This window comes from Mesobacillus sp. ABV4_180 (assembly GCF_056158485.1).
Genome location: NZ_JBSWTJ010000001.1, coordinates 401,942 through 424,851, shown reverse-complemented (window position 1 = coordinate 424,851; position 22,910 = coordinate 401,942). Strand labels below are relative to the sequence as shown.

The following is a 22,910-nucleotide window of genomic DNA, read 5'->3' as shown; positions in this document are numbered from 1 at the left end:
TCTCCTTCCCAATAGTTGCTAAGAACATCCCTAATCCCACAGGTAATCTAATTCAATAACTGCTGGGCTTCCCCCCTTTCAAGGAGGCCTTCAGAAGCAGATGTCGGGTTCAGGTCATCATTGATCCTCCCGGCTGAAGTATAAACGGTCGCCATTTTTCCGCGCAGGTAGCCAACGACCTCTATATTAAGGAATCGGGCTAATTGCACAGCCTGCTTTGTGGCCGCGGTGCGCGAGCCAATGACGGCAAAACCAAACTTCGCTGCCTTTGAGAGCATTTCATATGAAACCCTTCCAGTCGTCATCAAGACAAGCCGATCAGGATGCAAACGCTTACGAATTGCATGGCCAATAATTTTGTCGACCGCATTATGCCTGCCGATGTCTTCACGGACTTCAATGCTTCCATCCTCAAGGATGATGCATGCGCCGTGCATACCGCCTGTTTCCAGGTATAACGGCGAATTCTGTGCGAATTCGGCGCGTTTTTTTAATAAATATGTCAGCGAATAGGTTTCATCTGAATTCACTTTGTTGAACTTCTTCACATCCGTCATCGAAAAGAACGTCACTCCGCGGCCGCAGCCAGCTGTATAATGCTTCTTTTTTGAAAACAGCTGTTCAGGGTCAAAGGAATTGCACAACGTCACGTTCAGATTGCCTGTTTTTTCATTAAAATGAACACTGACAATATCTTCAGGTGTATCAATCATCCCCTCGGAAAAAAGGTAGCCATATACCCAATCCTCCAGATCCTGATTTGTCAGCTGGAAAACAGCGATTTCGTATCCATTCAATTTGAGGCTGATAGGATACTCTTCGGGACAGCCTTTCATGTTCATGTTTTTCACCCCTTATCTGGTCGTTCGTCATGGGTTATGATGCAGCAACCGACTATTCCAAAAACGGTTTCTCAACCTTCTAAACTGTTAATTTACATTCCACTATGAATAAGAGAGCAATACCCCTACACCCTTAATGTACTGGAAAAAGAATGGTTTCAACTGCGTCAATTGTTACAATAATATAGATGAAAATTGTCTAATTCTTTAACAATCAAGATTTTCTGTTAACGAAAGATTTTTATCCCAAGCTGTGCCAAATTTCACATACCAATCCTAAACGAATTCATTCTCCCTCTCAGTAACTTTCATCACGGCAACTTGCTAATGACACAAAATCGTCAAAAATTACGGCTTCCACTTTAACATGGAATGAGAAACCTCATGTGCCGAGGTGAAATGACTGAACAAAACCAATTCTTTGTCTAATCCATCAGAATTGGTATAATCATAAGAAAGTGAAGAAAGGTGACCGGTCTAGCCCGGCGCCAGTTTTTGAAAAATGGAGGTATTTGTTCATGGCTTTGAAAAAGGTGTTAACACTCGCAGGTTCCGATACTAGCGGCGGCGCTGGCATCCAGGCTGACCTTAAGACATTCCAGGAGCTTGGCGTTTATGGGATGACCGCTCTTACGACAATCGTGACGATGGACCCTAAAAATCACTGGCACCACGAAGTTTTCCCGCAGCCAGTTGATCTTGTTGAAAAGCAGCTTGAAACGATCCTTTCCGTCGGCATCGACGCGATGAAGACAGGAATGCTTGGTACGGTTGACATTATCGAGCTTGCCGCACGCAAAATCGATGAATTCAAATTAGAAAAGGTCGTCATCGACCCTGTAATGGTATGCAAAGGAGAAGACGAGGTCCTGATGCCTGAAAACACAGACGCAATGAGAGAATTGCTTCTTCCAAGAGCAACAGTCGTTACTCCAAATCTGTTCGAAGCATGGCAGCTTGCACAGACTGGCCCGATCCGTACGGTAGATGACATGAAAGAAGCAGCGGTTAAGATTCATGACCTTGGAGCAAAAAATGTCATGATCAAGGGCGGAAACAAGCTGAACCACGAAAAAGCTGTAGACCTTCTTTATGATGGAAAAGAATTCACCCTTTTCGAATCTGAAAAAGTCGAAACCAGCTTTACGCACGGTGCAGGCTGCACATTCGCTTCAGCGATCACAGCACAGCTTGCAAAAGGCAAGACAGTCAATGAGGCATTGGACGTGGCAAAAGGCTTCATCACTGAAGCAATCAAACACGGCTTCAGGCTGAATGAATACGTAGGCCCAACCATGCACCTTGCATACAATAAATTCGCAGACGGCAATCGTGGCGAATAATAAGAAAAGCGAAAGCGCCTCGGTCAGCCCCGACAAGCGGTGGAGGTCCGACCAGTGAAGTCGTTCTTTGACTTCATTGGGCGGACCGAAATCGAAATGTGTAGGCGACTGCCCAACTCCGACAAGCGCTGGAGGGCCTGACAGTGAAGTCGCTCTTTGACTTCATCGGCAGGACCGAAGCGTCTCGAGGAGTTAGGAGCCGAGCTAGACAAGCGTCTCGAGGGGCTAGGCGCTGGAGCTGGACATTTCTCGGAGTGAAATTTATTCTTTCTTATCTCAAAACAAAAAGGATGGCGGCTGCCATCCTTTTTGTTTTTCCCCTAAAAAACAATTCACTTAAAGCATACATTTCGCTTTCAGAAGTGTTTTTTAGTAATATAGATATAATCGATTTTTAACATAGAAGGCTGTTCATTCGGCTAATATAAACTGCATGACATAGTGCTGCCGCATCGACTCGGGAAGGAGGAATGAAGATGGATCCGGTTATTTTATCAGAAGTCCAGGAAACTCTGGAACGTTTTGCAGACAAGGAAGTCTACATCCATTTGGAAACAACTAATGGTGCATATGCCTCACATAACAATGAATCGTTTTTCTCATCTGGGGCTTTTATCCGCAACGCGAAGGTTACATATGAGCGAGCGAAGATGACAGGTGAAGGACCTTATCGGGTCGGATTGAAAATCCCATTTGGCTGGGTATACGCTGAAGGGATCACCCATTTCGAAATCGATGATAAAGGAAGGCTGCTGCTTGCCGGCCATGATTTTAGCGGAAAGCTTGCCGTCGCTCTGCAAATAAGCGAAACGCCTTTTAATTAGAGACACTCAGCTTTGAACAGGCTGGCCGAAAGGAGAGATTTTACGATGGAAAAAGAAAGGCATGTACTTGTGGTATTCCCTCATCCCGATGATGAGGCATTCGGTGTTTCCGGTACAATCGCATCACATGTCAACCTGGGGACTCCTGTCACATATGCCTGCCTGACGCTTGGGCAGATGGGCCGAAATATGGGAAACCCGCCGTTTGCGAACCGCGAAACGCTGCCTGCAATCCGGGAACAGGAATTAAAGGCAGCAGCACACGCACTTGGGATTAATGATTTGCGCATGCTAGGTTTCCGTGACAAGACGGTCGAGTTCGAGGATGAGAATATGCTAAGCAATCTTATGTCCTCACTGATTACCGAATTGAATCCTTCACTCGTCATCACCTTCTATCCTGGGTACTCCGTCCACCCGGACCATGAGGCAACAGGTGCAGCAGTGGTGAGCGCCGTTGGAAAAATCCCCGAAGCTGACAGACCGAAGCTGCACTGCGTCGCATTCTCAAGAAATTGCGTCGAAGAGCTGGGAGAGCCGGATATCGTCCATGATATCAGCGCTGTTGCGGACATCAAGCTTGAAGCAATCAAGGCACACCGCTCCCAGACGGAACTGATGCTTGCTGAAATGGCTGATAAGCTGAAGGAAAAAGATCCTAAGACAATGGCCTGGATCAATAACGAACGCTTCTGGACGTATAAGTTTTCCTGATCAATCCACCTTTTAGGGTGGATTTTTCATTTCCGCTCATATATTCCTTCAACCATCAATCCCTTTACAAACACAACTTCCTGCTCCGGTTTCCCTTTGATTTTCCAAACAGACTCTTTGAAACCAAGGAATTTGCTGTTATTTGTCTTGCCGATCAACCGGTCGAGCTCGAAGTTTTTTTCTCCATTCAAATAATATTTTTGATAACTATCATAGCCGCGCTGGAATTCTTTATCCTTATAGACGAGTACCCCGTCTTTTTTATTCGTATACACTTCTAAACTAGCATCATAGGAATAAAGACAGCCTATTAAAATAATTGGGGCAAGAATAAACACCCATCTCTTCTTCTTAAGAAACAAGAGATCACTTCCTCTATATTTTTTTAATTTTCAGCTATTTCCCTCTAATATTATCACAAAAACCCATTACTTTTCATTCACCCTTTAGACAACTAAAAGAAAGGTGCGCATCTAAAACCACTTTTCTGCACTTATAATTTCATTGATTCTCTAAATGTAAGCGCCAACACCTCCTTCATATTTTAGACACATCCCGTTCAAATACCTTTCACAATTATGGAACTATTGTGTGAAGCTCATCACACTTCTGATCTTTTCATCAAGTTACGATAATTAGTGAAAAACACTTAAAGGGGGTAAGAAAGTGATGCAAAAAGCTTTGATTAGTTTTGTCATCAGCGCTCTGCTCGGCCTCGGGCTTGGTTATATAGCCTTTGAGGTTGCAGGCAGCAGTAATGATAACCCAACCGAGGTGGCAAAACCAGAAAAGGAACAATCCAAACCAGCAAGTGACAGCAAGCAAGAAAATGACGAGGACCAGGCTGCTCAGACTGTATCTGCTGACGATAACATCCTTAAGGCAAAAGGCTGCCTTGGGTGTCATTCGGTTTCCTCATTAAACCTCACCGGCGGAGCTACCGGACCGGATCTATCAAAGGCATTTGAAAATGTAGAGGGCAAACATGGAAAGCCAATCGACCAGTTTTTAAAAGAGCCAACCTCTGCTGTAATGTCAGGTGTCATCGGCGGTAATCCACTATCAGAGCAAGAGATTTCCGAAGTGGTAAAGATTCTTGAGGAAGCTTCCAAAAAATAAATAAGGTGGTGCAAGGTTGATGAAAAAATGGATTCCAATTGCCTCTGGACTTGCAACCGGGCTCCTGGCCGCAACAGTTTTATTCGCTGATTTTTCACCTGGGAACCGAAATGAAGCCATTGCGGACAGCAGCAAAAACAAGTCAAGTGCAGAAAAGGTATATGTACCATTTGGTGAAAAGGATGAGTATTATCTATTTGCATCAGGCGGTCACTCAGGGCAGATGTTCATTTATGGCGTCCCTTCCATGAGGCATATCAGGACGGTACCGGTATTCAGCCCAGATTCAGCAACAGGATACGGTTTTGATAACCACTCAAAAGAAATGATGGGCGGGTTTACCTGGGGAGACCTCCATCACCCGGCATTTTCTGAGACAAATGGGGACTATGACGGCAAATACATGTTTGCGACCGACGTCGGGAACAGCCGTGCTGCTGTCATGAACCTCGAAACGTTCACAGTGCGTGATATCATCAATGTTCCGAATACGAGCGGTCCTCACTGTGCAGCGTTCGTTACTGAAAACACTGAATATATGTTCCTTCCAACCCGGTTTGCGGTACCGATCGGCAGAGAATATGCTCCATTGGACGAATATAGCGATAAATACCGCGGAGTGATGTCCGCTGTCACATTCGATGAGAAGAATGAAAAATTGAACATTGCCTATCAGGTCGCTCTTCCGCCATGGTCCTATGACTTATCGGATGCAGGGAAAAAGGAATCTAAGGATTGGGCAGTCATGACCACGTATAACACAGAAGAAGCTACAACGAATCTAGAAATCAATGCTTCACAGGCAGACCGCGACTTCATCGTCCTGTTCAACTGGAAAGAGCTCGAGAAGATGGTCAAGGACGGACAGTATGATGAAGTGACAGGACAGAAAATGATCTTCCCTGAAAAGCATAAGGGCGGAATCTATTTAGTGCCTGTGGCTAAATCGCCGCATGGTGTCGATGTCACTCCAGATGGCAAGCACTTCATTGCATCCGGAAAATTAGCGCCGGCGATGACCGTGTTTTCTTTTGAAAAAGCGTTTAAAGCGATTGAAAACAAAGACTTTGCAGGAGAACGCAACGGAATTCCAATCATCAAATATGAATCAGTCATGGAAAGAGAAGTTAACCCTGAAAACGCATTGGGACCGCTTCACACCCAGTTCGATGACAAAGGATTAGCCTACACCACCATGTTCATCTCATCTGAAATTGTTAAATGGGATCCTAAAACAGGCGAAACATTAGACCGGGTTCCTGTACAGTACTCACCTGGACACTCTGTAGCAGCTGAAGGCGACACAGTCGCACCTGATGGAAAATACATCATTGCCTTAAACAAAATTGCGAAAGATAGCTATCTATCTGTCGGGCCTTCCCATCCTGAATCGATGCAGCTTATCGACTTGCGCGGCGACAAGATGGAAGTCATCCAGTCTGCCCCTGTAAACCCTGAACCACACTATGCACAAATGATCAAGGCAGACAAAATCAAGACCATCACAGTCTACCCAAAGGATGAGAAAAACCCAGATGCAGTTTATAGTCAGGAAGAAACACGAATCGAACGCAAAGGCAACGAAGTCCATGTGTACGGAATCGCCATGCGCTCAAAGTTCATTTTCGATTCAAAAGCGAAAAGGCCTGACCAAATCGAAGTCAAAAAAGGAGATAAAGTCTTTATCCACCTGACAAATATTGATTTTGACCAGGACATTACGCACGGCTTCGCAATCAATGGTTACGACTTAAATATTGAAGTACAGCCTGGACAGACAAATACAGTAGAATTTACAGCCGATAAAGCAGGAACATTCCCGATTTACTGCACGAACTTCTGCTCAGCGCTGCATCAGGAAATGACCGGGTACTTCCTTGTAAAGCCTTAATAATTCCAAATGAAAACAGGTGAAGGGTATCATCCTCTGATGTTGATGCCCTCTCCCCTTTTAAATCCTGTAAATAGAAAGGGCGTGATTCCTTTGGCTGGAAAAAAACTCTCTATTCTCTCTTCCGGATTGATTGCTGCTGCAGCTGTATTAATAGCAGCATCCATATTTTTCCCATGGTGGGGAATGGAGTTTTTTGCTCCCCAATATCCTGAAGGGTTGAACATCATTGTGTATCCAGATCAATTGCAAGGCGAAATTGATATTGTCAATGGGCTTAACCACTATATTGGAATGAAGGGCTTCAGTGAAGAAAACTTCCCTGAGCTCAGTTATCTTAAGTACTTGATTGGCGGATTAGCCGCACTCACACTCCTTACTGCCATCCTAAGAAGTAAAAAGCTTCTCTATATCCTGATTGGAACTTTTACAATTGGCGGATTGCTTGGTGTTTGGGACCTGCGGCGCTGGCTTCATGACTTTGGAACAGATTTAAGCCCGACAGCACCAATAAAGGTAGAACCATTTGTCCCGCCAATCCTTGGCGAAAACACGCTCGCAAACTTCATCACAAACAGCTATCTTGGACTGGGTTCTTATTTGGTATTAGCAGCATTCATCCTGATTCTCATTCCCCTCTGGAGGGATCGTTGACCATGAAAAAAATTCTTTGGCTGCTCTTGCTCTTTTCCGTTATGACGATTCCGGAACAAGGGACGGCAGCAGAAAACCTGCAGGCCGTCATTGATTCAGCCAAAGACGGCGCCATAATCGAGCTTGAAAATAGGATATATAACGGCAATATCGTGATTGATAAGCCACTGACCCTTATCGGCAAGAATGGGACTGTCATTTCAGGGGATGGCAAAGGGAATGTTATTTCTGTGCGTGCCCCTGGTGTCACTGTGGCAGGCCTCGCTATAAGAAAAAGCGGAATGGACCGAAACAGCTCTGAAGAATACGCAGCGATCAAGATCTATACAGATAGAAACATCATAAGGAACATCAGCATTGAACAATCCTTTCACGGAGTTTATTTAAGCAAAGCGCATAACAACAGGATTGAAAATGTTCGGATTATTGGGCTTGGAAAGGGAGAAATCGCTGCCCAGGGAAATGGCCTCCACATTTATTACTCAAATGGCAATCTATTAAAGAATAACTTTATCGAAGGAACAAGAGACGGAATGTTCTTCGATTATGCAAATGATAACAAGGCAATAGGCAATGAGATAACCAAAACACGTTACGGTCTGCATTACATGTATTCAGACCGCAACGAATTTAAAAACAACATATTCACATTTAATACAGGTGGAGCGGCCATCATGCACTCCAGCCATCTAAAGCTAACAAACAATCAATTTATCTTTAATTATGGACACCGTTCCTTCGGAGTGCTGGTGTTATCAGCAAACGAGAATGATATCGAGAACAACACTTTCTACATGAACCAAAGAGGGTTATATATAGATCAATCTACAAGAAATTCGATTCGAAATAATAATATTTCCCAAAACCAAATAGGAATCGAACTTTGGGCCAGTTCAAATGAGCAGGTGTTTTCCGGCAATACAATCGATGAAAATACAATACCGGCTGTGACGCTTGGCGGAACTGGCAGAAATGAGTGGAGCTATAAGGGATTAGGCAATCACTGGGGCAGCTCCTTCCCTTTGCTCGATCTTGACCAGGATGGCATTGGCGACAGTTCCGCTATCTATAAATCCTCACTCTATCAACTGATTGAAGAGCAGGAACTTGTCTACCTTTTCCTGAAAAGCCCGGCAATAAAAGTTTATGAAACAATGAATCAGCTGCTGGATAACGAAAAGGTAATGTTTGAGGATCACCATCCTCAGATGGGCAGGGAGAAAAGTAAATTCTCCTTTCCAGCCATGATGGCAATCGCCGTCTTGATTGCGGCAATCTTCGTAAAAAGGAGACAATTGTTATGCATTACATTTGGAAGGAATGGAAGGAAAATATAAGAGGCAAAGGGCTTTGGCTCGCAATCGGGACCATTATGCTTGTTTCTGTCCTTTTGCTAGTAAGGTCATCCGCTCTTTCCTATGATCAAGGCTTTTATATCCTGCTTATCAATCTTTTCGACACGCTTGTTTATTTCATCCCAATCTTATGTCTGTTCATGGGTGCATTTTCTGTTTACCAGGAAAAAGAGCAGAAAACACTTGTCATGCTTTTGACAAGGCAGGATCACTTTATGGCATTCCTCGTTAAAAAAAGTCTTGGACTGCATTTAGTGCTTCTAGGTCCTGTTTTATTCTGGTTCTTCCTGTACCTAGTACCATTGAAAATATATTATTCAACAGATATCGTAACCTATTTTATCTTTATCCTGGCAATCTCGGTATTGGTGGTTATTTTTATCCAGATGGGTACCCTTATTGGCAGTATTAGCCGTTCAAGGATGCAAATTGCAGGTCTTTCCATCATAGTCTGGTTCTACTTCTTTTTTCTGCATGATTTTGCTTTGCTCTCATTCATGAAAGATGTAACACATGAAAATGTAAAGCTGTTTTCCCTCGCCTACTTCCTGAATCCAATTCAGGCAGTGAGAATGTATTTAGAGACAGGGCTGGGAATTTACTCATTTGGTCACATGTCACGCCTATTAAAGTCTTTCATGTGGCTGCAGCCAGGCGTCTTCCTTGGAGCAAGCTTTTTGTTCTGGATGATTGTCTCATTTATCAGTTCTATCCTGCTCCATCGCAAGGAGGGGTTTGAATGATCAGCGTTTCAGGTTTAACACAGTCCTATGGCAATAAAGAAGTCTTAAAAGATATAGACCTATCAATTGAAAAAAATGAGATCTGTGCGCTTGTAGGAAGAAACGGTGCCGGGAAGTCAACATTTATCAATAGTTTGCTTGGCCTGATTCCGATCAGAAAAGGCGAAATAACGGTAAATGGCATGAATCGGAAAAATAGTAAGCGGTGGAAAAACGAAATAGCCTATTTGCCGGAGAAGTTCATGTTGTATCCATCTTTGACGGGTTACGAAAACATGTTATTTTTCGCCCAAGCAGGTAATGGAAGGGCCAATTCTGAAAAAATGGAAAAGCTCCTCCGGTCTGTGGTCCTTTGGGAAGAACGAAACATGGCGATTAAAGGTTATTCCAAAGGAATGCTGCAGCGGTTGGGATTGGCTATTACTCTTTATCAGGATTCTGACATTTTGATTCTTGATGAACCAACAAGCGGCATTGATCCAATGGGACGGAAGGAAATTTTAGAGGTGCTCAGTTCCTTGTCAGGAAAAACAATCCTTCTTTCCTCCCATCACATGGATGAAATTAAGCAGATTTGTACTCATGTTGCATTTTTAGACAATGGAACGATCTCCAAATACACAGTTAATGAATTTTTAAAATCCCAGAAGCTGGAGGGTATTGAAAAATGAAAAAATTGGCGGGATTACTCGTGTTATTTATGTTCATAACGGCTGGCTGCAGCCAGGAGCCTGATTGGAAAGTCGAAGTTGCGAAGGAACCGGTCTTTTCGGAAGGTAAAGAATCGGAATTTGAAATTAAGGTCACAGAAGATGGCAAGAGCGTTTCAGATCTTGAAATTTCCGCTGAGCTTGCAATGGCCAGCATGGACCATGGGATGATCAATCTTGATTTAAAAGAAGTGGATGATGGAGTTTATTCAGGAAGTGCAGAGTTTTCAATGGCTGGCAATTGGGAAGCAGGCTTCATGTTAAAAAAAGACGGCATGACACAAGAAAAGGTTGTTGAAATGAAGGTCAAAAAAGCTGAAGGCGTTGCATCCATCAATGATGAATGGATTACTGACGAAGATCTGGAATTTTATCAATTCATCAATAAGCTCCATATCGAGATCAACCGCGAAAAAGACAGAAGCAAATACTCTGGTGAAAAACTGGATGAAGCCATGGCCTATTGGGATAACCAGGAGAAACTGAATCAGGATAGGAACCAGCTTTTAACCCAAATCATCCGGCTCAGGGCAATGGCCATGCTTGGACTAGAGAAAGGTCACAAGGCTTCAGAACAGGAAATCCAGGATGCAATTGAGAATGTGCGCAGCCAGTATAGCAGTTCAGACGCAGCCAATGCTCTGATCGCCGAATTCGGCGAAGAGCGGTTCTGGGAAATCCAAAAGCAGCAGTATGAACGGATTGTCCTCACCCAAAAGGTCCAAAATGACCTAATCCAAAAAGTGAAGGAGGAAAATCCAAAAGCCGGCGAACAGGAAGTCCTTTTCACAGCCGAAAAAGAATATGAAGAACTGCTAGTAAGCCAGGTAAATTCGTTGAAGATCAAGATTATGTAAGTCCTCATTTTGAGGGCTTTTTTTGTCATTCTTTGTTTAAATTTGTGAGTGATTACTCACTATACAATATGTAGATTTTAAGTTATCCTAAAAGTGAGTGATTACTCACTTTTTAAAAGGCGGTGGAATTCAAATGATTGTTGAGATTAAAAATGTATCTAAACGATACGGCAACCATGAAGTTTTGAGAGAGATCAATCTGGAGATCGAAAACGGTGAAATCTTTGGGCTGCTTGGCCCCTCGGGTGCAGGAAAAACCACTCTTGTACGGCAGCTTGTCGGACTTGAAATGCCAAGCGAAGGTGAAAACTATCTTTTCGGCGAAAAAATGCCGTCATTGGAACTGATTGAGAAAATTGGCTACATGGCGCAATCCGACGCGCTATACACCGAGTTATCCGCGAAAGAAAACCTTGAGTTCTTCGCATCATTGTTCGGTCTGAAAGGCTCGAAGAGAAAAAAGCGCATCCTTGAAGTGATGGAGCTGGTTAACTTATCCCCTCATCTTAACAAACTGGTAACCAATTATTCTGGCGGCATGAAACGACGCCTATCCCTTGCTGCTGCATTGCTGCATGAGCCTGAGCTGCTGATCCTCGATGAGCCTACAGTCGGAATTGATCCCGTCCTGCGCCAGAGCATCTGGGCAGGATTCTATGATTTAAAAAATAGCGGCAAGACGCTGATCGTTACAACACATGTAATGGATGAAGCTGAAAAATGCGACAGACTCGGACTGATTCGTGATGGCAGGCTGATCGCAGTCGGCACTCCTGCCGAATTGAAGGAAAAGACTGGTTCAGCCAGCGTCGAGGAAGCATTTTTGGCATACGGAGGTGTCCATCATGAGAATTAGAGCTTTAGTGATCAGGATTATCCGGCAATTTCTGAGGGACAAAAGGACGCTAGCAATGATGCTTGTCGCCCCGCTCCTGATCTTGACGATGCTCCACCTTGTTTTTAACGGAGAAAACTATATTCCAAAGGTTGGTTTGGTCGATGCCCCAGACGCTGTAGTGGAGAAACTGGATTTAAACGATGCAAAAATTACAGAATATGACTCTGAAAAAATCGCAAAAGAAGATGCCCTCGGCCATGATCTCGACGGCTATGTTGTCTTTGATGGCCCGATGGTGGAAAAAATCGTGCTCGAAGGAAGCGATCCATCCGTTAACGGCGCAGTGATGAAGTGGATCCAGCTTGCTACGAAAAAGCTGCTGCCTACACAGGTACAATTTGAACTGAACGTCGACTATCTTCATGGTTCTGAGGATATGGGCCAGTTTGATTATTTCGGACCAGTACTGCTCGGATTCTTTGCCTTCTTCTTCGTGTTCATCATTTCCGGGATTTCATTTTTACGGGAACGAACGAGCGGCACACTTGAAAAGTTACTGTCGAGCCCGCTGAGGAAATGGGAAATCGTCATCGGTTATGTTCTTGGATTCGGACTCTTCACAATGCTGCAGGCTACGCTGATTGCCTGGTATGCGATCTATATCCTCGGAATGCTGATGGAAGGTTCCTTTTTCTATGTATTGCTGATCACTTTATTGCTGTCGATGACGGCGCTGACGCTTGGCACCCTGTTATCCGCGTTTGCGAACAATGAATTCCAGATGATCCAGTTCATTCCGATCATCATCGTGCCGCAGTTTTTCTTCTCCGGCCTGATCAATCTTGATACAATCTCCGATTGGCTGAGCTGGCTTGGCCCGATCACGCCGCTGTATTATGCTGCGGAGGCATTGCGTGATATTATGGTGAGAGGATATGGATGGGATGCCATCTATGGGAATATGTTGATGCTGGCCGGGTTTTCTGTTCTTTTCATGTTCCTGAATATATTAGCATTGCGGAAACACCGCGCAGTCTAAACCGCGGCGAAAGGAGTAAACGATGACAGATCATGACTTAAAAATTGACGAGTTAATGGACGGAGAAGAACTCACTGATAAGCAGAAGAAAATTATCATCTCTGCGATTGAATCCTTCGCTGAAAAGGGATTTTCCGCCACATCAACCAGCGAAATCGCCAAAAAGGCAGGCGTCGCTGAAGGTACGATTTTCAGACACTATAAAACGAAAAAGGATTTGCTGTTGGCAATTGTAGCTCCGGTGATGGCCAAGTTCGTGGCACCTTTTATCATAAAAGATTTAAAGAAGGTCCTGGATCAGGATTATGAGCATGTAGAGGATTTCCTTAAGGCAATGCTTGAAAATCGCCGGGATTTCCTGATCAAAAACCTCCCTACAGTTAAAATCCTGGTGCAGGAAATTCCATTCCACCCTGAATTGAAGGAGCTTTTCAAGGAACATATAGGTTTGAGAATCTACGAACGGTTTGAAAAACTTGTAGAGCATTATCAAGCCAAAGGCCAGATTATCGATATTCCTGTCTACAGCGTATTCAGGATGACGTTTTCCGCCATATTTGGGTATTTGATCGCGCGATATATGATCCTGCCCGAAGCTGAGTGGGATGATGAAGCAGAAACAGAGCGGACAATTCAATTCATCCTGTATGGATTGGCTGGACCTAACAGTCAGAAAAGCGCAAGCGCCTTGGTCAGCTCCGACAAGCTTTGGAGGGCCGAGTGAAGTCGTTCTTTGACTTCATTGGGCGGACCGAAACGTCTCGAGGGGCTAGGCGCTGGAGCTGGACAATTCTTGAAGTTAATTTTATACATTCTTAAATTACAAAAAATAAACCGGGCATGCCCGGTTTATTTTTTCATTTAAAGAAATCCTATTTCTACTATTACCGCAACTCATCAAGCTTCACGCGATAAAGCTTATCGTCACCTTCCCCAGGTGTACCGCGGCCGTCTGTGTTATTGCTGATAAAATAAGCATACTCGTCGTCCACAATAACATCGCGGACTCGGCCCACACCAGTGACAACCTCTTTCGTTGTTTTCGCAGCAGGATCGAATTCACGCAGCGCTTTTCCTCTCAATGTTGCAACAAATAGCTTACCGTTATGCGAAGCCATTCCGGATGGAGCCCAGGTATTGTCCCCTGACTGGAAGAGCGGTGTTTCCATGCCCTGCTTTGTATCATTGCCTGTAATCTCTGGCCACCCATAATTCTTTCCTGGCTCAATCACATTGATTTCATCGTGGGCGGACGGACCATGCTCGCTTGCATACATCGTTCCATCCTGTAACCAGGCCAGCCCCTGTGGATTGCGGTGTCCATAGCTGTATACGTATGAGTTTTCGAAAGGATTATCCGATGGAACAGACCCATCAAGATTCAGTCGCAGGATTTTACCGCCTAGTGAATCTAAATCCTGGGCAATTTCAGGATTGTTTGCTGCATCTCCAGCTGTTGCATATAGCTTCCCATCTGGGCCGATTTTGAGCCTGCCTCCATGATGAACCCGGCCGCTCGGAATTTTATCAAGTAATAACCTGCCTTCAACCCATTCATCATTACCCAATGTCAGTTCGACGATCCGATTGAACTGTCCGGTGCCATTCTCGTATGTGTAATAGGCAAAGGCTTTGTTGGATTTTTCGAAATCAGGTGCGAGCACAAAACCAAGCAGGCCTGCTTCCGCTGCCCTGGACAATTCTTTTTTCAACGAAACTTTCTGCCTCGTTGTGCTGTTGCCTTGCACTTTCACGATCGCCCCAGGGCGCTCACTCACGTAAAACGTGTCACCAATTTTATTGATAGACCATGGAATTTCCAGATTTTCCGCGATAACCTCAAGCTGATCAGCCTGGGCGACAGCTTCCTGATCTGGCGAATCCCCCTGACCTTCACCAACGGGTTTCGTTTCATCCTCACCGCTCGAACAAGCGGCCAAAACCATCATCCCCGCAAGCAGCACATACAAGATTTTATTCATGACACCCGCCCTTTCAATAAATTTATCTTATGAAAATCACGCTTCCAACACTTTCATAATCGCCTTCCCTACGCCGCTTTCTTGATTCGTCAAGGTCACTTCGCCGCATAGCTGTTTAATCTCTTCGGCTGCATTTCCCATCGCAACCGGTTTTCCGACTCTTTCCAGCATAGAAACATCGTTAAAATTGTCTCCCAGCGCCATCGTTTCTTCCATGGTGATGCCCCTGGATTGCACAAACTTTTCAAGGGCAATCCCTTTTTGTGCGTCAAGACTGGTAACTTCAATGTTTTCACTGCCCGACGAACTGACTGCAAGACCGGAGATTTCCTTCAATCCGGACCGTGCTGCCTCTAGCTTTGCATCATCCAGTGAAAAGGCAAGCAGCTTATAGATTTCATATTGATCATCTTCAAACAATTTTTCATACTGCCCAATCACCCTGACCAGTCCCTTATGCAGCCTTTCTTCAGCTGCTTCAGCTATTTGATCAATCGGCACTTCAGGGTTAGCTGTTGAAAATATATCAACAATAATCGAGATGGCCTTATCTTCATCTTCGGTAAAAGTTCCCTGGTTTGTATAGACCTCAAAGTATACGCCGCTTTCCACCATCCTTAGTGCTGCCTGGCGTGCTTCTGCTTTGTTAAGAGGATTGGAAGAAACAATCTCCCCATTATCTCCTCGCACCTCTGCCCCATTCACGCAGATCATCGGCAGCTGAAGGCCTGCTTCCTCAAGCACGAATCTCGCTTCCTGATACGAGCGCCCGGTTGCGACGACAACTTCAACTCCCTGTTCCTTTGCTTTTAAAATCGCTTCCCGGTTTTCTGCAGTAATCTGCTGGGTCGCCGTCAATAATGTTCCATCCATATCTGTTGCTATGCATTTAATCATGTCTTCACCTTCTGTAATTATTTTCAGTATTATCATCCATGATAGACCTTCAAACATTTCACTTCAAATAATACGTGTATATACATCTCCATCATTACTAAGCTCTATTAAACTTGCTTTTTATAAATTTTAATTTCTCTGATACTTTCATATTGTCATGGTAAAAATCATATGCTATTATGTAGCCACGAGCTGCAATCGTTTGCATATAAAAATAGCATAAGGAAAAATCATTCAGGAATTCATCAATATCAATGCTTTTCCTTATTTTTATCCTTTATATGTAAGCGTTTTAAAGGTGTTGTATAAGATTTATTTCTTCTAAGAATTTATGCAAATGTATGCAAACGCTTTCGGAACGCATGGGATTGCATGCCACAAAAAACAAAACATTTGGGGGTATCTCTACAATGAAAGCAAAAAAGCTATTTCCAGCAGTTCTTTCCCTTGGGCTTTTAGTCGGCGGGGGTCTTGCAGGCTGTTCATCAGGCGATGACACTAAGAAGTCAGGAGATGGCGGCGGAGACCAGGTTACCGTTGACATTTTCCAATTCAAGGTAGAATTTAAGGATCAATTCGAAAGCCTTGCAACAGCTTATGAGGAAGCAAACAAAGGTGTTGATATCAACATCACAACTGTCGGCGGCGGGGAAGATTACGGTGCTGCTCTTAAATCAAAATTCGCTTCAGGCAATGAACCTACTATTTACAATGTAGGCGGACCACAAGACGTTGCAGACTGGGAAGATAAGCTTGCTGACCTTTCTGATACAAAAGCTGCAAAAGCTGCTCTAAGCGGAACTCTTGAAGGCGTTACAAAAGACGATAAAGTACTTGGACTTCCATACAACCAGGAAGGCTATGGCTTCATCTATAACAAAGCTATTTTTGAAGAAGCAGGAATCGATCCAAAGAGCATCACTAGCTACAGTGCTCTAGAGGAAGCTGTTAAGACACTTGACAGCAAGAAGAAAGACCTTGGTCTTACATCTGTATTCGCTCTTCCAGCAAAAGAAACTTGGGTAACAGGACTTCACCTTTCAAACGTGTTCCTTGCACCTGAATTTGACCAGAACGTAATCAACGCTTTCGAATCCAAGGAAGTGACTTTCGAACACGGTGATGCATTCAAGAAGATTCTTGACCTGCAAAACAAATACTCTGACCAGCCTACTGTAAGCCTTGACTATGCTAAGCAGGTAGAAGAGTTATTCTCAACTGGCAAAGCTGCAATCATCCAGCAAGGTAACTGGGTATCAGGTTCAATCGCTGGAATCGACGAAGAGCTTGCAAGCAGTGGCGTAGGAATCCTTCCAATCCCTGTTGAAGGCTACAAAGAAGATTCAATCCCTGTTGGCGTACCAATGTACTGGGCTGTAAACAGCAACAAGGACGAAAAAGAAGTAGCAGCTGCTAAGGAATTCCTTGACTGGTTATATACTTCTGAAGAAGGTAAAACAGCAGTAATCGAAGATTTCAAATTCATTCCTGCATACGATGGTTTCGACGCTGGCAAAATCTCTGACCCTCTTGCAAAAGAAATCTATGAGTACTCTCAAGCTGGAAAGACTTTGGCTTGGACATTCATGGGTTACCCAACTGGCTGGGGACAAGAAAAGCTTGGTGTTAACATCCAAAAATACGTGAGCGGCGAAATGAGCTGGGATGAACTAGTAGAAGAGTCTTCCAAAGCTTGGGCAGACGCTCGTAAGTAATAGTTTTTTACAAAAGAAGGAAACAGAACGGCTCCGGCTGTTTTGTTTCCTATCTTTTTTCTGTGGCACTGTTAGCATTCCGCTCCAAAGCTGGTTTTTTGTGGAATTATGAAAAAGCCCTACTGCCGGTTTTTTCATAATTCTTCTCTTTCAGCCTGGGAGTCCCAATAGCACACAAAATTAAAAACATCCTGACACCAATAAGAATAGGAGGATTTACAGATGCGCAACCGGAATCTCTGGTACTGGCTTTTCCTTGCACCAGCATTGCTTGCTCTTGCTGTGGTTGTTCTTTTGCCGCTTGCTTACGGCGTTTATTACTCATTTACGGACTGGAACGGGATCAAGACCCCTTCTTTCGTTGGCCTTGAACATTATAAAGCACTATTTGCTGAAGAAGAATTCAGGAATGCTCTATGGTTCACCACAAAATTCACTGTTGTTTCTGTGTTCCTGATCAACTTTTTCGGCCTCTCATTGGCATTGCTGGTCACACAAAAATTCAGAACGAATAATATCCTGAGAACGATTTTCTTCATGCCGAACCTGATCGGTGGATTGATCCTTGGTTTCATCTGGCAGTTCATTTTTATAAAGGTGTTCGCGAGCGTCGGAGAACTGATTGGCGTAGAAGCTTTAGAGGGATGGCTATCCACTCCAGCAACTGGATTCTGGGCAATGGCAATTTTGATGAGCTGGCAAATGGCCGGTTACATCATGGTCATCTATATCTCATTCCTTGAAGGTGTACCGCAGGAATTGCTTGAAGCAGCTGAAATTGACGGCGCAAACAGCTTCCAGCGTTTTTATCACGTCACATTCCCGCTGGTTATGCCGGCTTTCACTGTCAGCTTATTCCTGACCCTTTCAAACTCATTCAAGCTTTATGACCAGAACCTGTCGCTCACTGGCGGAGGTCCCTACAACTCCACTCAAATGGTCGCGATGGAAATTTTCAAGACAGCATTCGTGGAGAATGCGATGGCATTCGCGCAGGCAAAAGCGGTCATTTTCTTCCTGATCGTTGCTGTCATTTCACTGACACAGGTGTATATCAATAAAAAACGGGAGGTCGAGATGTAATGAAAAAGAAAAAGCAGAGCCGAATTATTTTAGAAATTCTCGGCATCATCCTTGCTCTGATCTGGCTTTCCCCGTTTTATTTGATGATCGTCAACTCTTTTAAGACGAAAAAAGAAATGTTCACGGATACACTCAAGCTTCCCGATGTTTTTTCATTCGAAAATTACACAGTCGCATTTGAGCGTCTTGATTTCATCAAAACATTTTTCAATTCAGTCCTGATCACCGTCCTTGCGGTTGCGGTAATCATCCTTTTCTCCTCGATGGCTGCCTATGCCCTTTCGAGACGAGGCGGAAAAACAAGCGGCATCATATTCATGCTGTTTGTTGCAGCGATGCTGATTCCTTTTCAATCGGTCATGATTCCATTGGTGTCGATTTTCGGTAAGCTTGAAATGCTTAACAGGGCCGGGCTGATTTTCATGTATCTTGGCTTTGGCGCGAGCCTCTCGATCTTCCTCTATCACGGAACATTGAGCGGAATCTCAAAATCGCTTGATGAAGCGGCGACGATTGACGGAGCGAACCGTTTCCAGATATTCTGGTACATCATTTTCCCGATGTTAAAGCCTGTTTCCGTCACAGTGGCAATCCTGAACATCATCTGGATCTGGAACGACTACCTGCTTCCTTCCCTTGTCATCAATCAGCAAGGAATGGAAACAATACCGCTTAAGATGTTCTTCTTCTTTGGGGAATATACGAAGCAATGGCATTTGGCGCTGGCCGGATTGACGATTGCAATCATTCCAGTCATCATTATTTACTTCTTCCTTCAAAAGCAAATCATCAAGGGAGTTTCAGAAGGTTCGGTAAAATAATCGATACTATAGGAGAGACAACCAATGGCAGTCACAATCAAAGATGTAGCCAAGGCGGCCGGTGTATCACCTTCAACCGTTTCACGGGTGATCGGCGATCATCCTCATATCAATGAAGAAACGAAGAAGCGTGTCCGAAAAGTGATGGAGAAGCTGGGGTATCACCCTAACTACCAGGCAAGGAGCCTCGTGGTAAGGAGCACTGAAACAATTGGCATTGTCATGCCCCATTCAGCTACCCAGGCAATGCAAAATCCCTTTTTCCCTGAGGTCCTCAGGGGTATCAGCCTGTTGGCCCATGAACATCAATTCGGGATTTATTTAACGACCGGCATTACTGACGAAGAAATTTTCCAGCAGGTTGTATCCATGGTCCAGGGCCGGAGAGTCGACGGCATCATCCTTTTATATTCAAAAACGAATGACAGGATCATGAAATACTTGCTGGATGAAAAATTTCCTTTTACCGTCATAGGCCGCCCATATCTGAATGCTGAGCGGATTACTTATGTCGATAATGATAATATTTACATCACCAGGCAGGTAACGGACTATTTGATCAGCCTGGGACATAAAAAAATTGCTTTCATCGGTGTCAATTTAGACTATGTTTTTACAATTGACCGGCTTGAGGGATACAAACAAGCGCTCCAGGAAGCTGGCATTCCTTTCGACGAAACGTATATTATCCATGAGCAATGCTTAAAATCTGAAGGAAAAGAAGGCATCAAGAAATTCCTCTCCTCTCATGAGCCGCCTACTGCACTTGTAGTCGCAGATGATTTTACCGCCATCGAGCTCATGAGTTTATCGGAAGAATTGAACATAAAGGTGCCAGAGCAGATTTCAATTGTCAGCTTCAATGATGTACCTTTAACCGAGCATATGAAGCCGCAGCTGACTTCTGTGAATATCGACATCTTCCATTTAGGATTCGAAGCTGCTAACTGTTTAATAGAAATTATCAAAAATCCAAAATCACTGCCAAAAAGGATTACGATTCCTGCCAGGATGATTGAACGAAAATCATGCTGCGCAATCAATAAGTAAGCCTATGGCTAGCAATACTATTAAAGTAAAATATCGGGATACATCAGGTCTATTACAAGAAATGAGGGTTCAAATGAAACACACATGGTGGAAAGAGGCAGTTGCCTATCAGGTATATCCAAGAAGCTTCATGGATTCCAACGGCGACGGCATCGGCGATTTACAAGGAATGATTTCAAAATTAGATTACTTAAAGGAATTAGGGATTGATGTCATCTGGATATGCCCGATGTACAAATCCCCTAATGATGATAATGGATATGATATCAGTGATTATCAGGATATCATGGATGAATTCGGGACGATGGCAGACTTCGACCAGCTGCTTGCTGAAACACATAAGCGCGGGATGAAGCTGATCATTGACCTTGTTATCAACCACACAAGCGACGAGCATGCCTGGTTCCTTGAGTCACGCGAATCAAAGGATAGCCCTAAACGCGACTGGTATATTTGGCGCGACGGCAAAGACGGCGCTGAGCCGAACAACTGGGAAAGCATCTTCGGCGGTTCTGCATGGGAATATGACGAAAAGACAGATCAATACTTCCTGCACATTTTCTCCCGCAAACAGCCGGACTTGAACTGGGAAAATAAAGAGGTCCGTACAGCATTGTACGATATGATCAACTGGTGGCTTGATAAGGGCATCGATGGTTTCCGCGTTGACGCAATCAGCCACATCAAAAAGGAAGAAGGCCTTAAGGACATGCCTAATCCTGAAGGGGTACAGTATGTCTCTTCTTTTGACAAGCATATGAATGTGGATGGCATCCAGACCTTCCTTGAGGAGCTAAAGCAAGAGACTTTCTCTAAATACGACATTATGACCGTCGGCGAGGCAAATGGCGTCAGCATCGAGGAAGCAGACCTTTGGGTTGGTGAGGAACAAGGGAAGTTCAACATGGTATTCCAGTTTGAACACCTTGACCTTTGGGACTCTGAAAAGAAGGCCCTGGACCTGGCAAAGCTGAAGAAAACTTTTACACGCTGGCAAAAAGGGCTTGAAGGCCACGGCTGGAATGCATTATTCATCGAAAACCATGATAAAGCCCGCATTGTTTCCACATGGGGAGATGACAAGGAATTCTGGCGCGAAAGTGCAACTGCACTTGCTTCAATGTATTTCTTAATGCAAGGAACGCCTTTCATCTATCAGGGACAGGAAATCGGCATGACGAATGTCCAGTTCCCATCGATTGATGATTATGATGATGTAGCCATCAAAAATCTTTACAAAATTCGCCGTGAAAACGGTGTGCCACATGAAGAAATCATGGAATTCATCTGGGCAACGAGCCGCGATAACTCCCGGACTCCAATGCAGTGGTCTGATGCGCCTAACGCCGGATTTACAACAGGAAATCCATGGCTCGGCATGAACCCTAATTACACAACCGTCAATGTTGAAGCACAGCTGAATGACCCTGACTCCATCCTTCATTTTTACAAAAAAATGATTGAGATGAAGAAGGCGAATGAAGTATTCACATATGGCACCTATGATTTAATCCTTGAAGACCATGACCAAATCTATGCATATACCCGTACATCGGAAGATGCACAAACTGTCGTGATTTCAAATATTTCCGGGGAGCCAGCAGCATTCGAATTCAACGGATTCCCGCTTGAATCAGTCAAGCTTCTGCTCAACAACTACGAAGTTGAAGAACACGGTCCAGAAACAGCATTTACCCTGAAGCCTTATGAAACAAGAGTATATAAGAAATAAAATATTAAGGGAGTGCCTATTTCGAAGGCACTCCCTTTGTTGTATCTATATTGCATGCGTAGTTTCGGGTATTTAAAATCATTCTTATTTCCCGAGCTTTTACTCAATAACAAAAGTTTGATAAATGACTTCTTCCCCATCCTGGAGTTCTGTTTGTTCGACAAATTCAACACCTTGCAGTGAAAAGACCTTCTTCCAAAACTGTACTGCTGGTTTGTTCTTAACAAGCTGGGAGATGTAATAACGGCCTTTATTATGCGTAAAAACTTCAAGCGCGGCTGCTATTGCGATTCCCTTTCCTCGGAAGGAGTTCAGGACAAAAAAGTCATTGACCACTTTATCGACTTTTTTCGTGAACGGGGCTTCAAGAATCAGGATAAAACCTGCAATCTTTCCATCGACCTTGATCATATATGGAGTAACCCCTTCTTTCCCCCAGATTAACTCAAATGAATCAAATTCAAAAATACCATCTCCCCCGATCTGCAAGCCGTCTGAATACGCAGAGAGATCGTGCAGATAAAGTGAATACAGATTGCGGAGCAACTGCTTTTGCTCTAATTCAATTTGATCTAATAACAGGTCACCTCTTCTTCTCCTACTGAAATTAAGGTAATAGTCCTATTAACATTTCAATCAATTCGACAGGAATCCTTCTTTCAAATATTGAATTTATCTAATTGGGGCTGTTTTCTGTTTAA

General features: G+C 44.0%; 23 protein-coding genes. 18 read left to right on the top strand and 5 right to left on the bottom strand.

Features of this window, described 5'->3' with window-relative positions; translation table 11 throughout:
- Nucleotides 1-47: 47 nt before the first annotated feature.
- The gene (fdhD, locus tag ACXAEA_RS02240) at nucleotides 48-842 is read right to left on the bottom strand and encodes a formate dehydrogenase accessory sulfurtransferase FdhD (RefSeq protein WP_475094316.1); all 795 of its coding nucleotides are present in this window, start codon (nucleotides 840-842) and stop codon (nucleotides 48-50) included.
- Nucleotides 843-1,360: 518 nt separating this feature from the next.
- On the opposite strand from fdhD, the gene pdxK reads away from it, so the two are divergent.
- The 3 genes from pdxK to bshB2 all read left to right on the top strand — a co-directional run bounded on the left by pdxK (nucleotide 1,361) and on the right by bshB2 (nucleotide 3,723).
- Entirely contained in the window at nucleotides 1,361-2,185 is an 825-nt protein-coding gene (pdxK, locus tag ACXAEA_RS02235; protein ID WP_475094315.1) for a pyridoxine/pyridoxal/pyridoxamine kinase, read from the top strand.
- Between the two features lie 476 nt (nucleotides 2,186-2,661).
- Complete coding sequence (locus ACXAEA_RS02230) at nucleotides 2,662-3,009, top strand: YojF family protein (protein ID WP_475094314.1); 348 nt, start codon at nucleotides 2,662-2,664, stop codon at nucleotides 3,007-3,009.
- Between the two features lie 45 nt (nucleotides 3,010-3,054).
- Nucleotides 3,055-3,723: a bacillithiol biosynthesis deacetylase BshB2 gene (gene bshB2, locus ACXAEA_RS02225; protein ID WP_475094313.1), complete on the top strand. Its 669-nt coding sequence runs from the start codon at nucleotides 3,055-3,057 to the stop codon at nucleotides 3,721-3,723.
- Nucleotides 3,724-3,749: 26 nt separating this feature from the next.
- On the opposite strand, the gene ACXAEA_RS02220 is transcribed toward bshB2, so the two are convergent.
- Complete coding sequence (locus tag ACXAEA_RS02220) at nucleotides 3,750-4,085, bottom strand: hypothetical protein (RefSeq protein ID WP_475094312.1); 336 nt, start codon at nucleotides 4,083-4,085, stop codon at nucleotides 3,750-3,752.
- Between the two features lie 307 nt (nucleotides 4,086-4,392).
- Here ACXAEA_RS02220 and ACXAEA_RS02215 point away from each other — a divergent pair, with 307 nt between their 5' ends.
- The 10 genes from ACXAEA_RS02215 to ACXAEA_RS02170 all read left to right on the top strand — a co-directional run bounded on the left by ACXAEA_RS02215 (nucleotide 4,393) and on the right by ACXAEA_RS02170 (nucleotide 13,653).
- Entirely contained in the window at nucleotides 4,393-4,842 is a 450-nt protein-coding gene (locus ACXAEA_RS02215) for a cytochrome C (RefSeq protein ID WP_475098040.1), read from the top strand.
- 19 nt (nucleotides 4,843-4,861) lie between these two features.
- On the top strand, nucleotides 4,862-6,733 hold the full coding sequence (nosZ, locus tag ACXAEA_RS02210; RefSeq protein WP_475094311.1) for a Sec-dependent nitrous-oxide reductase: 1,872 nt from the start codon (nucleotides 4,862-4,864) through the stop codon (nucleotides 6,731-6,733).
- 84 nt (nucleotides 6,734-6,817) lie between these two features.
- Nucleotides 6,818-7,387, top strand: a complete 570-nt coding sequence (locus ACXAEA_RS02205) for a hypothetical protein (protein ID WP_475098039.1) — start codon at nucleotides 6,818-6,820, stop codon at nucleotides 7,385-7,387.
- Between the two features lie 2 nt (nucleotides 7,388-7,389).
- Nucleotides 7,390-8,724, top strand: coding sequence for a nitrous oxide reductase family maturation protein NosD (gene nosD / locus ACXAEA_RS02200; RefSeq protein ID WP_475094310.1), 1,335 nt, complete (start codon nucleotides 7,390-7,392; stop codon nucleotides 8,722-8,724).
- Nucleotides 8,688-9,485, top strand: coding sequence for an ABC transporter permease (locus ACXAEA_RS02195; protein ID WP_475094309.1), 798 nt, complete (start codon nucleotides 8,688-8,690; stop codon nucleotides 9,483-9,485). Before nosD ends, ACXAEA_RS02195 begins: the two co-directional genes overlap by 37 nt.
- Nucleotides 9,482-10,156 (top strand): ABC transporter ATP-binding protein, encoded by a 675-nt coding sequence (locus tag ACXAEA_RS02190; RefSeq protein ID WP_475094308.1) that lies wholly within the window; start codon nucleotides 9,482-9,484, stop codon nucleotides 10,154-10,156. Before ACXAEA_RS02195 ends, ACXAEA_RS02190 begins: the two co-directional genes overlap by 4 nt.
- Nucleotides 10,153-11,052 carry a FixH family protein gene (locus tag ACXAEA_RS02185; RefSeq protein WP_475094307.1) on the top strand — a complete coding sequence of 300 codons (900 nt, stop codon included), beginning with the start codon at nucleotides 10,153-10,155 and terminating at the stop codon, nucleotides 11,050-11,052. The genes ACXAEA_RS02190 and ACXAEA_RS02185 overlap by 4 nt, the downstream gene beginning before the upstream one ends.
- Before the next feature lie 133 nt (nucleotides 11,053-11,185).
- A complete protein-coding gene (locus ACXAEA_RS02180) occupies nucleotides 11,186-11,908 on the top strand; it encodes an ABC transporter ATP-binding protein (protein ID WP_475094306.1) in 723 nt (240 codons plus the stop codon).
- Nucleotides 11,898-12,929: an ABC transporter permease gene (locus ACXAEA_RS02175; RefSeq protein WP_475094305.1), complete on the top strand. Its 1,032-nt coding sequence runs from the start codon at nucleotides 11,898-11,900 to the stop codon at nucleotides 12,927-12,929. The genes ACXAEA_RS02180 and ACXAEA_RS02175 overlap by 11 nt, the downstream gene beginning before the upstream one ends.
- Before the next feature lie 22 nt (nucleotides 12,930-12,951).
- A complete protein-coding gene (locus ACXAEA_RS02170) occupies nucleotides 12,952-13,653 on the top strand; it encodes a TetR/AcrR family transcriptional regulator (protein ID WP_475094304.1) in 702 nt (233 codons plus the stop codon).
- A 160-nt stretch (nucleotides 13,654-13,813) separates the two neighbouring features.
- Here the strand turns inward: ACXAEA_RS02170 and ACXAEA_RS02165 are convergent, their stop codons facing one another.
- Both ACXAEA_RS02165 and ACXAEA_RS02160 read right to left on the bottom strand, forming a co-directional pair.
- The gene (locus tag ACXAEA_RS02165; RefSeq protein ID WP_475094303.1) at nucleotides 13,814-14,911 is read right to left on the bottom strand and encodes a PQQ-dependent sugar dehydrogenase; all 1,098 of its coding nucleotides are present in this window, start codon (nucleotides 14,909-14,911) and stop codon (nucleotides 13,814-13,816) included.
- A 36-nt stretch (nucleotides 14,912-14,947) separates the two neighbouring features.
- Nucleotides 14,948-15,808 (bottom strand): Cof-type HAD-IIB family hydrolase, encoded by an 861-nt coding sequence (locus tag ACXAEA_RS02160; RefSeq protein ID WP_475094302.1) that lies wholly within the window; start codon nucleotides 15,806-15,808, stop codon nucleotides 14,948-14,950.
- A 410-nt stretch (nucleotides 15,809-16,218) separates the two neighbouring features.
- Between ACXAEA_RS02160 and ACXAEA_RS02155 the strand changes: the two genes are divergently transcribed.
- From ACXAEA_RS02155 to ACXAEA_RS02135, 5 genes are all read left to right on the top strand, one after another.
- Complete coding sequence (locus tag ACXAEA_RS02155) at nucleotides 16,219-17,523, top strand: ABC transporter substrate-binding protein (RefSeq protein WP_475094301.1); 1,305 nt, start codon at nucleotides 16,219-16,221, stop codon at nucleotides 17,521-17,523.
- A 222-nt stretch (nucleotides 17,524-17,745) separates the two neighbouring features.
- Entirely contained in the window at nucleotides 17,746-18,606 is an 861-nt protein-coding gene (locus tag ACXAEA_RS02150; RefSeq protein ID WP_475094300.1) for a carbohydrate ABC transporter permease, read from the top strand.
- Complete coding sequence (locus ACXAEA_RS02145) at nucleotides 18,606-19,427, top strand: carbohydrate ABC transporter permease (protein WP_475094299.1); 822 nt, start codon at nucleotides 18,606-18,608, stop codon at nucleotides 19,425-19,427. The genes ACXAEA_RS02150 and ACXAEA_RS02145 overlap by 1 nt, the downstream gene beginning before the upstream one ends.
- A gap of 24 nt (nucleotides 19,428-19,451) precedes the next feature.
- Nucleotides 19,452-20,477 (top strand): LacI family DNA-binding transcriptional regulator, encoded by a 1,026-nt coding sequence (locus ACXAEA_RS02140; protein WP_475094298.1) that lies wholly within the window; start codon nucleotides 19,452-19,454, stop codon nucleotides 20,475-20,477.
- Between the two features lie 73 nt (nucleotides 20,478-20,550).
- Nucleotides 20,551-22,209, top strand: a complete 1,659-nt coding sequence (locus tag ACXAEA_RS02135) for a glycoside hydrolase family 13 protein (protein WP_475094297.1) — start codon at nucleotides 20,551-20,553, stop codon at nucleotides 22,207-22,209.
- A gap of 99 nt (nucleotides 22,210-22,308) precedes the next feature.
- On the opposite strand, the gene ACXAEA_RS02130 is transcribed toward ACXAEA_RS02135, so the two are convergent.
- Complete coding sequence (locus ACXAEA_RS02130) at nucleotides 22,309-22,755, bottom strand: GNAT family N-acetyltransferase (protein WP_475094296.1); 447 nt, start codon at nucleotides 22,753-22,755, stop codon at nucleotides 22,309-22,311.
- Between the last annotated feature and the right edge of the window lie 155 nt (nucleotides 22,756-22,910).